The 13,135-nt window shown below is 36.5% G+C and carries 14 protein-coding genes; 6 read left to right on the top strand and 8 right to left on the bottom strand.

Annotated elements, in window-relative coordinates; all coding sequences use genetic code 11:
- Positions 1–110: 110 nt before the first annotated feature.
- The 6 genes from C9J36_RS13050 to C9J36_RS13070 all read right to left on the bottom strand — a co-directional run bounded on the left by C9J36_RS13050 (position 111) and on the right by C9J36_RS13070 (position 4,289).
- Positions 111–1,103 (bottom strand): S66 family peptidase, encoded by a 993-nt coding sequence (locus tag C9J36_RS13050; RefSeq protein ID WP_107943391.1) that lies wholly within the window; start codon positions 1,101–1,103, stop codon positions 111–113.
- Between the two features lies 1 nt (position 1,104).
- Entirely contained in the window at positions 1,105–1,665 is a 561-nt protein-coding gene (locus C9J36_RS13055; RefSeq protein WP_107943392.1) for a tetratricopeptide repeat protein, read from the bottom strand.
- Between the two features lie 153 nt (positions 1,666–1,818).
- Positions 1,819–2,193, bottom strand: a complete 375-nt coding sequence (locus tag C9J36_RS13060; RefSeq protein ID WP_107943393.1) for a YybH family protein — start codon at positions 2,191–2,193, stop codon at positions 1,819–1,821.
- The gene (locus tag C9J36_RS13065) at positions 2,190–2,756 is read right to left on the bottom strand and encodes a DNA-3-methyladenine glycosylase I (protein WP_107943394.1); all 567 of its coding nucleotides are present in this window, start codon (positions 2,754–2,756) and stop codon (positions 2,190–2,192) included. Before C9J36_RS13065 ends, C9J36_RS13060 begins: the two co-directional genes overlap by 4 nt.
- A 12-nt stretch (positions 2,757–2,768) precedes the next feature.
- The gene (locus C9J36_RS17615; RefSeq protein ID WP_268807885.1) at positions 2,769–2,894 is read right to left on the bottom strand and encodes a hypothetical protein; all 126 of its coding nucleotides are present in this window, start codon (positions 2,892–2,894) and stop codon (positions 2,769–2,771) included.
- Positions 2,895–2,987: 93 nt separating this feature from the next.
- Positions 2,988–4,289, bottom strand: a complete 1,302-nt coding sequence (locus C9J36_RS13070) for an MFS transporter (RefSeq protein ID WP_107943395.1) — start codon at positions 4,287–4,289, stop codon at positions 2,988–2,990.
- Positions 4,290–4,484: 195 nt separating this feature from the next.
- Here C9J36_RS13070 and C9J36_RS13075 point away from each other — a divergent pair, with 195 nt between their 5' ends.
- Both C9J36_RS13075 and C9J36_RS13080 read left to right on the top strand, forming a co-directional pair.
- Entirely contained in the window at positions 4,485–5,732 is a 1,248-nt protein-coding gene (locus C9J36_RS13075) for a helix-turn-helix domain-containing protein (protein WP_066169366.1), read from the top strand.
- Between the two features lie 131 nt (positions 5,733–5,863).
- The gene (locus C9J36_RS13080; protein ID WP_107943396.1) at positions 5,864–6,160 is read left to right on the top strand and encodes a hypothetical protein; all 297 of its coding nucleotides are present in this window, start codon (positions 5,864–5,866) and stop codon (positions 6,158–6,160) included.
- Between the two features lie 241 nt (positions 6,161–6,401).
- Here C9J36_RS13080 and C9J36_RS13085 read toward each other — a convergent pair whose 3' ends face one another.
- On the bottom strand, positions 6,402–7,436 hold the full coding sequence (locus C9J36_RS13085; protein WP_066169369.1) for an AI-2E family transporter: 1,035 nt from the start codon (positions 7,434–7,436) through the stop codon (positions 6,402–6,404).
- A 484-nt stretch (positions 7,437–7,920) separates the two neighbouring features.
- On the opposite strand from C9J36_RS13085, the gene C9J36_RS13090 reads away from it, so the two are divergent.
- The 4 genes from C9J36_RS13090 to C9J36_RS13105 all read left to right on the top strand — a co-directional run bounded on the left by C9J36_RS13090 (position 7,921) and on the right by C9J36_RS13105 (position 12,490).
- On the top strand, positions 7,921–8,970 hold the full coding sequence (locus tag C9J36_RS13090; RefSeq protein ID WP_107943397.1) for a DmpA family aminopeptidase: 1,050 nt from the start codon (positions 7,921–7,923) through the stop codon (positions 8,968–8,970).
- A 282-nt stretch (positions 8,971–9,252) separates the two neighbouring features.
- Complete coding sequence (locus C9J36_RS13095; protein ID WP_107943398.1) at positions 9,253–10,233, top strand: diaminopimelate dehydrogenase; 981 nt, start codon at positions 9,253–9,255, stop codon at positions 10,231–10,233.
- Positions 10,234–10,529: 296 nt separating this feature from the next.
- Positions 10,530–11,702 carry a M20 metallopeptidase family protein gene (locus C9J36_RS13100; protein ID WP_107943399.1) on the top strand — a complete coding sequence of 391 codons (1,173 nt, stop codon included), beginning with the start codon at positions 10,530–10,532 and terminating at the stop codon, positions 11,700–11,702.
- Between the two features lie 260 nt (positions 11,703–11,962).
- Positions 11,963–12,490 (top strand): hypothetical protein, encoded by a 528-nt coding sequence (locus C9J36_RS13105; protein WP_107943400.1) that lies wholly within the window; start codon positions 11,963–11,965, stop codon positions 12,488–12,490.
- Between the two features lie 75 nt (positions 12,491–12,565).
- Here the strand turns inward: C9J36_RS13105 and C9J36_RS13110 are convergent, their stop codons facing one another.
- Positions 12,566–12,901 (bottom strand): c-type cytochrome, encoded by a 336-nt coding sequence (locus tag C9J36_RS13110; protein WP_066169377.1) that lies wholly within the window; start codon positions 12,899–12,901, stop codon positions 12,566–12,568.
- Between the last annotated feature and the right edge of the window lie 234 nt (positions 12,902–13,135).

Genomic DNA, 13,135 nt, shown 5'->3' on the forward strand with positions numbered 1-13,135 from the left:
AAACACTAAATTTGGCAGCTTTCTTTTAATTTTAAATGAGCACAAAACTGATTTTTCACTACACTGAAGAAAAGCTCAATTTTTGAGACGGCCCCTCACGCTTGGTAGCTCTACAACCACGCTTCAATACAAAATACTTTTTTTGCCGTTGCATCAAGCCGTATCTTTTTGCCTATTGCTAGCGGGTGCATCGGGTGCGTATGACAGCAATCGAAATCAGCAAGTATCGGCATCTTTTTTCCATCTAGCTGCTCTAATAAAAGCATAAGCGGTGTTTTGCCCGTCCCTAAATCATCAAAACGCTCGTGCTTACCTAAAATAATGCCCCCAACTCGCTCAAAAACACCATGCAATTTCAACATCGCGAAATTTTTTTCTACTACAGATGCATCCTTCATGCAATCCTCAATGAGTAAAATATCTCCGTGTTGAATTTGCGGGAAATACGCTGACCCAATAAAGCCGTACATTGCATTATTATTGCCCCCTATTAAGCGCCCCTCTGCTGTGCCTGATTGCCCTGTTATCCATTCATTCGCAAATAGCATTTTTTCAGTTGTTTTCTCAAGCCAGTTAACAGGCTCATCAGACCAAAAAGCAGGCATTGGTACCTCATAAGGTAACGGCATTTCCTCGGTAAAATAATTTTCAAAATAACGATATGTATCATTTACTAATGGCTCGAATTCACCAAAAGAAGGTATTACAGCCGGACCATAATATGTTGAAATCCCTGTTTTAGCATAAAGCGCGAGCAATATAGCTGTTGTATCTGAATAACCGACAACGTATTTAGGGTTTTTCCTAAATGCTTCATAATCAATATATGGCAATATACTATTTGAATTTGTACCACCAATCGTTGACATAATCATCTTAACATCTGGATTATATATTAATTCATTCAGCTCATTCGCCCGCTCTTTCGGTGCTCCCGAGCGATAACTATCTGCTTTTCCAGTTAAATTTCCCTCAACAATGCGAAAATCTTTTGAGATTAAAAATTCCTTTGCCCTCTCATAACGCGCTTTTGCTGTTACAGTCGCTGGATATGAGGGTGTAAAAATTCCAATAGCATCCCCTTTTTTCAATCGTTGTAGCATTTTATTCCTCCTTTAATAGCTGTAGGGCTTTTTCAGTAGATATAATTAACGAGTCAATGCCTTTATCCTTTCTAATAGCTAAAGCCAATTTCAAAAGCTCCTTTGCTTGAGCATTGTCTCCCAGCTCCATTAAACATTTTGCCTTGTGTTGATAAATAAAATCCTCATAATTTTCAATATTGTGCGCTCTCTGAATTGCCTGTGCATCTTCAAATAATTTTAATGCTTTCTTATGCTGATTGTTATATTTATATGCCTCCCCTAATCGAATAAGTGTAACCATGTTTCGAGCAGGATTTGCCTCTACTTTTTTTAGGCATTGTTCTAAATAAAATATTGCCTTATTAGCTTGATTTAAAATGCGATAACAATAACCAAGCGAGCCTAATAAATAGTACTGCTCCTCCTCGTTATCTATCTGCTGTAGCAGTACCTCTGCTTGCTGTATAAATGCCTGAACTCTAGCAGGATTATTAGTTTGTTCACGCAAATATTGCTGCTCATCAAAGTAAACGGTTGCATTTATAATTAAGAAATTCTGTTTCAGTTGCTTCAATAGCATGACGTAGCCCCCTAAACCTATGAATTATAATATATGATACAAATGTTAGAGAATAAAGTAATGTTTCACTCATAAGCAAGGTCTTTTTGAATGCAATGTTAATAATAGAAGCGCCCGAAATCGTTGTTTTCACTTTGATTTCAAGCGCTTTATTTATAGCCCACTACTTAAATGCTCATGTATTAGCTTCCATTCATTTTTCTTATTTTTCACAAAAATATTTGTTGCTCTCCCTTGCCCTGAAACAAACTTCCCATTGTAATAACCGGAATAGCAGTAAGTATATAAGCAAGTGGCTGTATCTTGATTTGTTATGAGCCATTGAACATCCCTTGCTTCATATATTTCTTCTTTAATTGCTTCCCAAGCATTTTCAAAATAATGCTGTATTTCAGTCATTGTTGTACATTTTTTATCTGTGAACCAATAAACGACATTTGGATGAAGCATTCGTTGAACATTTGTAAAATCATGTGTATTCGTAGCTGATATATAATCATTTAATGCTTGTTCATACAAATTATTCATTTGTTTCCTCCTTCATAGCAAAAGCAATCTTGTACATGGTCATTCACCATGCCTACTGCCTGCATAAAAGAATAGCAAATCGTGCTACCAACAAATTTAAAGCCGTCCTTTTTTAATTGCTTGCTCATTTTATCGCTCATCGCTGTTGTTATAGGTACTTCACTTATCGTTGACCAATGATTAATGAGTGGCTCGTGATTAACAAATTGCCAAATGTAATTTGAGAAAGAACCATACTGTTGTTGCATGCGTAAGTAGGCTTGTGCATTTGTAACAACGCTAGCGATTTTCAGTCGATTGCGTACAATACGTGTATCTTCCTTTAATTCAGCTAATTTCTCATCTGTATATCGAACAATTTTTTCGGCATCAAATCCGTCAAACGCTTCACGATAGCCTTCGCGTTTTTGTAAAATCGTCCACCAGCTTAATCCCGCCTGTGCCCCTTCTAAGCAAATCATCTCAAAAAGCTTTTGGTCATCGTAAACAGGCTTGCCCCATTCATTATCGTGATATTCTAGATACAATGGCTCGTCTAATTTTACCCAGCCGCAACGCTGCATAATAGCCCCTCCCTAATCTTGAAAAGTTATGACCGTACCATCACTTAGCTGTGCATCAACCTCTTCAAACATTAATTGAAAATTCTTTGGTGGTTTTGCAATGCATAGCGCTCGTTCTTTTAACTGCTGATGATTCATAACTAACCCCCAAACAGAATATACGTTCTCTATATTATAATTCAACCCTTCTTTTTATACAAGTATTTCCAAAGAAAAAAGAAGGGCATTTACTCACCCTTCTACTTCCTCTAAAATATTCAATTTCTTTTTATTCTTCAACTCTGGGTGTGCCATTTCAATTACCGAACGGCGCAGCAATAATAAAACGATTAGCACTAAAATCAGCCCACTTACAATCAAAATATATTGTGCCGGAAGCATATCGTATAAAATACCGTATATTAATGTTCCGATTGGCATCATGCTCATTGCCATCATTTCCACAATGCCAAATACACGCCCCTTATATTCCTCGTCTACTGATGTTTGCAATATCACCCCTACTGGCGTGTTTGTCACAACACCAAGCCCACCAGAGATAAACATCAATGCTATATAGTATATAAAGTTTATTGTGTTGGACCAGCTAAATAACAATGGTACTGCTGTCATAATAACTGAAATTGCCATTAATAGTGTTGAACGTTTGACAACAACCATTGGGAATTTTAAATTGCTACGAGTGGCTAAATAAATCGATGCAACAAGCATGCCAATTGCGGCTCCCGCCTCGATGATACCAATTAATTGCGGCTGCAATTTTAAATTTGTTAACAAGACAAAACCGATTCCAACACTTATACATGTGAAAAATAAATTTAACCACAATGCTGTCCATAAAATCGCACGCACAACTGGCTTCTGCTTTAAATAAACAAATCCAGCCTTAAAGCTTTGTAGCATTGTTTCTTTTTGTGTCTGTTCAGATTGCGTCACAGATTTTTTATGCAGTGTGAAATTCATTGTTGATTCTAATAACAAGGCAATTGCCTGTGCAATAATAAAAATAAGTAAAAACATTTCCATTGATGCAAAACCAAATAACATACCACCAAATATCGGTCCACCAATACCTGAAACAGAGTACGATAACTGGTTAAAGCTCATCGCCTTTTGTAGACGTTCTTCATCAACTAGGTTTGCAATAGATGCTGAAAATGCCACGCCCGAAAACGAACTAAAAACACTATTAAAAAATGTTGCCAAATAAATAACTGTCAAAGATAAATCGACCATCCACGTGTATAAAAGTGCAATACTTACCGTTAAAACTACCCCTGCCTGCCCACCAATTACAAGCCATTTGCGTGGTACGCGGTCCCCTATTAGACCCGCGATAGGGGAAATAATTGTTCTTGGCAAAATGTTTAATAAAATATTTGTTGCGAAGCTCAAAGAAGAACCCGTTAAAGAAAGAATGTACATACTAATTCCAAATGCATATACATTAGAACCAAGTGAGCCAATCATTTTACTCACAAGGAATGTGTACAAATGATACGTTGATTTTTTGTACTTTAACTTTTCATCCATTTTTATCACGCCTTTTGTTTAATTTGATTAAACTTATTTTAAAACATTATTTTTAAAATTTCAACAATAAGTTTAATTAAATTTAAAATTATTCGATTATAACACTTCGAATCAACCCAAATTTGTTTAATTTAATTAAATTAAATACCTTTTCATTATAATATTTGCTATAATCTTACGTAGTGAGGTGACCTTATGTTGAATATAGGTGCAAAAATAAAAGAGCTGCGCAAAGAACGAAAAATGACTTTAGCGCAAGTAGCAGGAGATCGTCTAACAAAAGGCATGCTCAGTTTAATTGAAAACGGCAAAGCTCAGCCTTCGATGGAGAGCTTACATTATATCGCCAGCCAGCTTCAGATAGATGTTGCTGAACTCATGCAATCAGAGGATAACCAAAAAATACATGATACTTTCATGCGGGCTGAGCAACTATTCATGCAGCAAAAAAAGGAATTTAATAAAGAGCAGTATACGATAAAAGGACAAGAGCTTTTGCAGCTCATTGAGCCATTCATACAATCCGAGAGCTTGAAGGGAAATCATTATGAGGAAGTACGGTTATTAGAAATCTATTTAAGAGTACGCTATCGTTTAAAAATTGACCTTTCTATTGAGCCATTTTCACCTTTAACAAAAATGTATGAAAATGTTCATGCCTACTCGAAAATGCTCAATTGCTTCAGTCTTTTATGTGCTATTAGATTTAATATGCATCACTACGAGCAAGCGTTAGACTATTTATTAGAAGGGGAAAAATATCTAGAGCGCTACAATTATTTAATCGACGACCTTAGTAAGCTTGATTTTTACTATAATTTTACTGTCGTTTATGCTGCTTTATATAATGACCAAAAAACATTCGAGTATTTAGAACTCGCTTTAAAACTAGCGAAAGAGAAAAAAATATTATATCGCTTAAATGACTTTTATCGCTTTTCATTTTATTTGCATTGCTCCAATGGCGATGCTCAAAAAAGCCATGATTATTTAATGAAAATGAAAGCTTATTCCGCGGCACTAGAGGATTCCTCCGATGCTATCGCGACACAAATTTTAACGCTCGTTTATACGAATCAAATCGAGCAAGATTATGAAAAAGCTTTAGCGATTGCCATTGATTATTTTGATATACCTGAGGAAGCTTATGCAGACGCTAAAATGTTTGTCAATGGAGAATATGCCTATGCGCATTTACAGTTGCAACAATTCGCGCAGGCAAAAAAGCTACTCGAAAATTTGTATATCCCTGAAAATCACCAACATCCAGCAGATTTAGGTATTTTCTACCGCTCCTATGCTGTCCGTGCGCTATGCTATTTAGAAGAAGGGGACCACGAAAATGCCAAGCGTGACATATTGTACGCGATGGATGGGGTAAAAGAATTTAAAAATACTTTCGATAAGCAATTCATACTTCAAGCGTATGAACAAATTATGTAGAATGGGCGTCCCAAATGATGTGCGGTTGCCGATATTTGGGACGCTAGCGGTAGCTTTTTATAAACTATTTGCCTAAAAAATTTGAAAACGAGCAACACACTTTTTAATTGCTGTTATTGAAGGAGATTTGTATGAGAAAATTCGGGATTTTTTTATTGATTTTAATAGGGAGTATATTTTTGTTCGTAAGCCTTCAAAAAAAGAGTTTAGAAGATGATGTTGTGGAATATTTGATAACAGAAGAAAAAATAGAGCAGGATGATATTATTTCCAGTGAAGCGTTTATTTCTAATTTACAAGGAAGTAAAAATTTCATGGTTAGTATAAAGTTAAAAAGTGACCATAAAACTTATTTTTATTACAAAAAAGATGGGCGCATTATTCTAGAATCTTACGTTGAAAATGGAAGAGAACATGTTATGTCATAGTTTTTTATAAAGGGGAGTAGTCCACTTTGTTTTGACACTGCATTGAAATAAAGGTTTTCATCGCTTCCCTTTTACTGAAGGGAAACACTGCTAAAGCCAATGTTCATCCCATTTTTAAAAGAGGCGCTCTCTATTTATATGAATCAACATTTTGTGAAACATCATCGCTACTGTCCAAAATGCCGGCTATGCACGGCATTTTGGACAGCCCCATTTCATTTGTGTTTTGTTAAACGCTAACTCAGTCTTTTTCGACAGCCTCCTGATTTTTTGAGGATGTCACTTCAAGCACATCTAACAGGAACATAAATAGTGGAATACCGATAATTAACCCCCATACACCAAAGAAATGCTCGGAAAATAAAATGACCATAAACGTATAGAATATCGGTAAATCTGTTTTTGCCGACATTAACTTTGGATTTAGGAAGTAGGCTTCTATAGCATGCAATACTGTAACAATAATCAGAATATAGACAATGTACATGAAGCCACCAATACTGTAAGCAATAATCGTTAAAGGAATTAGAGATATAATTACACCTGCTACTGGAATTAAGCCAAGTACGAAAATCATCATTCCTAACGCAATTAAATGCGGGAAGCCCATAAAATATAAAACGATAACAGATAATATACAGTTTACCGATGCAATGATAAACTGCGCCTCAATAACTTTACCAAAAGAACGAATGAACACTTTAGAGAAGTACTGTAGCTCATCATATAAAGGAGCAATTTTACTATTTTTAAACTTCATCGTAAATTCAATAATGCGATTTTTATCTAGCATAATAAATAAGCTTAAAATTGCTGCAATTAACACTTGTAAAAGTAGCTTCCCAATATTCGTGATATTTTCTACGATAAAATTAACACCTTGTTCCAAATATTGGTCAAGCTCAATTTTCTCAATTGTCGGTGCTAAATATTTTGTGATTTCATTTTCATTTGGATTAATATTGAAATTCATAATTAAGTTGAAAAGCTGTGTCAGTTGCTGTGACACCATCGGTAAATATTTATAAACAACACCAACAACCCCTGCTACAAATAGCAAGTAAATAATAATAGTAATAACCGCCTCTTTTATCGGCACATATTTTTTTATTACACTTGTTAGCTTTGTGCTTAATCGATTCATTAAATATGTAATAATAAACGTAAACAAAATGAGGTTAATCATACTGCGCATTAAATACAATGCCACCCCAATACCTATTAAAATCATAAAGCGTTTAAAGCCATGACTTTTAAAAAAATCCCACACGAGCATTCTACTACTCAAAATATGGACAAAGCCCTATATGCAATTATAGGTGGCTTGTCTAGTAGCAGCGACCTCCCCTTTTGTTTTTAAGTTTTTTTCAGCTATCGTATTTCCTCGGTAGCTATGACACTTATGATTTTAGTATTACTTAACGTATTCATGATTCAAAAATTTATTCCACTTCCAATATGTTAATTACCCATTTATCGGAAATCTAATATTTGTATAATAAATAGACCTGATTTCACCTCTATCTATTCATTATTATAACGTGCATAACTATGATATCCAAAGCATTATTAGCATAAATTTAATTTTAGTTTTATTTAGAGAAAAAGAGCCTTTTAGTTTAGGTGTTACATTTCATTATTGACGTGAAATTCATCTTTATACCTAGCACACAAAAAGATACGTCCAATTTCAACTGAATGCTGTAAAATATGTGTAACATAGTAGTCTATTATCAGTTTAAAATTTAGGGGGCATTGAGATGGGCAAAAAATTGCGTGAACATGGTATTATTGTTGGAAAATTACGAACAGGCGATAAAAACTGCATTACAGATGTAGATGGTGTCCAAGTTGGACATATTACGCTGGATTATCCTTTAAATGAGCAAGGAGATTATGCTTGTACAGGTGTGACGGCTATCCTGCCCCATTCTGATAACCTGTTTGAACAAAAAGTAACAGCAGCAAGCTATGTTCTAAATGGCTTTGGAAAAACAACGGGACTTGTACAAGTAAATGAACTTGGTGTATTAGAGTCGCCTATTATGTTAACAAATACATTGAGCGTCCCTGCTGTAACGCAAGGGGCGCTACAATATATGCTTGAGGCAAATGAAGCTATTGGCAAAACGACTGGCACAATTAATATCGTAGTTGGCGAATGCAATGATAGTCATTTAAACTCAATTCGTCATTGTGCTGTTACACCGAAGCACGCAATCGAAGCTATTCACAACGCTTCGACAGACACTGCTGCCGAAGGGGCTGTTGGAGCTGGCAAAGGCATGGTTTGTTTCGGCTATAAAGGTGGTATAGGTTCAGCATCACGCATCATCACAGCGAACGAGGCAACACAATATACAGTCGGCTGTTTAGTACTAAGCAATTTTGGGAGCAAGGATGATTTTTTAGCTACGCATTACATACCTAAACAACAGCAGGCTGCCAATACTGTTGCCTCAACAGATGGCTCAATTATCATCGTTTTAGCAACAAATGCACCGTTGAGTAGCAGACAATTGCTACGTGTTATTAAACGCTGCGGTATCGGTCTTGGCAGAACAGGCAGCCATTTTTCACATGGCAGTGGAGATATTGTTATTGGCTTTACAACAGCCCGAACTATTGCACACAAAACAGATGAGTTATTTGAAACACGCACCCAGCTACGTGAAGATCACCCTGTGATGAATCATTTATTTGCCGCAGCAGCAGAAGCGACTGAAGAAGCTATTTTAAACTCTTTATCACAGGCAGAAACAACTTCGGGACGCAATGGACATGTCGTACACGCTTATCGATTTGATTAGGGTGCTGATTTTTGCGGGTAAAATAGGTGAGTATTCGGGCGAATCCATTCATTTTTTGGGTGAACTTACCTACTAATTGGGCAAATCGCTACTTAAGACTTATAAAAATATCGAAATATAATCGAACTATTGTGAATCTTTAAATCAGAGCGTATGATAATAAAGTGAAACTTCAATCATTAAGGGTATACATCGTTAATGATTGGAAGCTTACATTTACTTGGCTAGTACGGGTTTTTCTTGTTCATTGCTAGTAAATACACAGACATAGGAGGATATTAAATGACTGTTATTCGAGTTGGTATAGTAGGTTACGGAAATTTAGGTCGCGGTGTAGAGCACGCAATATCTCAAAATTTTGATATGGAGCTGGTGGCTGTTTTTACACGTCGCGATCCAGCAACAGTGAAGATTGCTAGCAATGCGAAAGTATGTTTAATAGATGAGGCGAAAGAATATAAGGATGACATTGATGTCATGATTTTATGCGGCGGTTCTGCGACGGATTTACCCGAGCAAAGCCCATATTTTGCACAATGGTTTAATATCGTGGACAGCTACGATACACATGCAAAAATTCCACAGTTTTTTGATGCTGTAGATGCTGTTGCACAAAAATCCGAAAAAATAGGCATTATTTCTGTTGGCTGGGATCCGGGTTTATTTTCATTAAATCGTTTAATCGGGGAGGCAGTTTTACCTGTAGGGTCCACATATACTTTTTGGGGAGATGGCTTAAGTCAAGGCCATTCAGATGCTGTGCGCCGCATTAAGGGCGTGAAATATGCTGCACAATATACATTGCCAATCAAAGATGCAGTGGAGCGTGTACGTAATGGGGAAAATCCCGAGCTAACGACACGTGAAAAGCATGCCCGTGAATGCTGGGTCGTATTAGAACAAGGGGCTGATGCTGCAAAAATAGAACAAGAAATTGTCACAATGCCAAACTATTTTGATGAATATGACACAACAGTTCATTTTATTTCGGAAGAGGACTTCAAATCGAATCATACGGGGATGCCACATGGTGGATTTGTTATTCGCAGTGGAGAAAGCGGTGCAAATGACAAACAAATTTTAGAGTTTTCTTTGAAGCTTGAAAGCAACCCAAACTTTACATCAAGTGTTATCGTTGCATATGCACGTGCAGCCTACCGCTTAAATAAAGCTGGTGACAAAGGAGCAAAAACTGTTTTCGACATTCCGTTTGGCTTATTATCACCAAAATCCGCTGCACAATTACGCAAAGAATTATTATAATTAAAAGCTGTCTAAAAGCATGTACTATCGCTATTACATGTCTTTTCAGACAGCTATTTTTTATTGCAGTATTCTTTTATTAATTACACGTTGGCTAACTAATCTGCAACATCCGTCGGAGACTTGGGCTAACATCGCAAGATGCGATGTGCCTAGACTAGACTCCTCTTTGCCAGCCGGTGTTTGGACACCCACTGAAAGGAGTTAAAATCTAAATACGTGCAACAAGGAAATTTGAAGTATTCTTATACTTCTGATAATATTCTTGTCAAAATCTATGAAGCGAGGTATAAGCGATGTCATTATTCACAAAAGCATCTACAATTTCAGAAGAGATGATTTCGGTTCGTCAACATCTTCATCAGCATCCTGAATTAAGTAATAAGGAATTTGAGACGACGAAGCTAGTTGCTAGCTATTTATTAAAATGGGGTATTCCATATACAATTGCAGAAAGTGGCACTGGGGTTGTGGGCTTTATTGAGGCACCCAATGCAACAAAAACTTTAGCGCTACGGGCAGATATGGATGCTCTACCTATTTCCGAGGAAACAAACTTACCTTATAAATCTATACACTCAGGTATTATGCATGCCTGCGGACATGATTTACATACATCTGTATTACTTGGAACAGCGAAAATGCTTATCGATAATCAGCATTTACTGAAGGCGAATATTAAGCTACTGTTCCAACCTGCTGAGGAAATTATGAGCGGAGCAAAAGAGATGCTACAAGCAGGTGTATTAGAAAATCCAAAAGTTGACGCAGCCATAGCGCTTCATACTTCTCCAGACTTATCAGTAGGGGAGATTGGCATTCGTTATGGAGCAATGCTCGCTGCCTGTGATAATATTACCATCACAATTAGAGGTACAGGTGGCCATGCTGCACATCCACACAAATCAGTTGACCCTATTTTGATTGCAGGTCATGTACTTACATCCTTACAAACAATTGTAGCAAGGGAAATCCCACCAACAGAGCAAGCTGTTGTTACAATTGGGCATATTCAAGGTGGTGAGGCTCACAATATTATTCCAGAAAGCGTTATAATGAAAGGCACAGTTCGTACAACAAACCCAGCCATCAGAGAACAAATGCCAGCCATTATTGAACGCATTATTCAACATACTGCTGAAAGCATGCGTGGTAATGCGTCCCTACATTATGAACATGGCTGCCCTGCACTTCTATCAGATGCATCGTTATTGCAATTGTTTGAACAAGTTACGACAGAGCTGTTAGGCGAGAAGCAGGTCGTACATATGCCTGCCCCATCAATGGGAGGCGAGGATTTTTCTTATATTTTAGAGCAAGTACCAGGCTTCATGTTCAGAATGGGCACAGGCAGCGATAACGAAAATACACGCCGCGCACTGCATAATCATAAAGTAGAATTCGAGAACGAAGCCATCCAATACGGCATTGCCGCAATGGTTAATTTTGCGCTAACATACGGAGAGTAATCCATTAGGCCTCTAGCAAACTCACATCCTAATTTTTAAAGTTTGCCAGAGGCTCTTCTACTGAAGTTCCATTAAAATTCGTTTCATCTAAGCCTTCCTTTCGCATATTTTTCAAAATAATAAAAACAGTCACCCCACAATTTGATGCGCTCTCAAGTGACGAGCCCTAAATTAACTACAAAAAGGAACTTTTTAAAGCCGTTATATAAATTGATTTTTTTTACATAAACGGGATAATAGGTTAGGGTGGGAGGTGTTTTATGAAACAGCTTTTAATTTTTATATTTGGAATATCATTTTTAGTTATTGCGGGATGTTCTTACGATGAAAACCAAATTTATAGCGGGGAAACATTAAAAATAGGTATCGTCGGGAATGCACCAGATGTCCAAGAAAAAAATATTATTTTTGATGAAATTGAAATTGAACAACTAACACAAAAAAATAGAATTTCATCATATGATGCTATTTTTATTACTGAAGAAAATTTGGAAGAAGCGTCTGAGCCCCAATATGCTGATATTTACGAAAAAGCAGAAATTCCTTTTTTATTTATCAAATCTAAAAAGTCCTATTTTCCATTTATATCGCGTGAACTAAGCTACAAGGATGCAAAAGAAGTAGAAACACAAGCATATGCTATACTTTATTTAAAACTACCTAACGGAGAACAATATACCTCTAAATTTAGTTTATATAATAATAAAGAAAGTGCAAAGAATATAGAAATAATGTATTCAAGTGTATTTCTTAAAATTGAAGAATTAAAAAAACCGAACTATGACTGAAAGACTAAAGAAATTAGTATTTCGTAACATAGTTCGGTTTTTCTTGAACCGCAATTTCAAGGTTCTGCCGTTTTATTATTTCAATGTTAAAATATAATCCGCTACAGCTTCTTCGTCGCCTTGCGCTGTATTAGCAGGCATTGCGCCTTTACCATTTTTTAAAATATCCACAATTTCTTCTTTAGACAATGCGAGACCGTGTAAATTTGGACCCATTCCACCTGTTAAATCGCCACCATGACAGCCAATACATTTTGATTTAGCAATACTTTCTCCAGCTGCTACAGTATCTCCTGCTGGCTCATTTGTAGATGTAGATGGCTCTTCCTTCGCCTTATCTCCCCCACATGCTGCAAGACCAAATACCGCTAACCCTCCTGCTAACAATACGTGCATTAAACGCTTTGTCATAATAACACCTCATTTTATTTTTTTACCCTACATTAAAACCATAGCATGGCTACAGAAACTACTTCAAGTATAACCCTGTAGAAAAGCTTCTATACATTGTGAACTATGGCAAAATTGTGCCTAGACTTCCTTTACATCTAACTCTTCCCATTTCTACTTACTATTAAACTTATAATAGAAACTCCTTGTTATTTTCATTAATATCGACCCTATCTTCCAATAATGAATGGCTAT

This window comes from Metasolibacillus fluoroglycofenilyticus (genome assembly GCF_003049645.1).
Classification (GTDB): domain Bacteria; phylum Bacillota; class Bacilli; order Bacillales_A; family Planococcaceae; genus Metasolibacillus; species Metasolibacillus fluoroglycofenilyticus.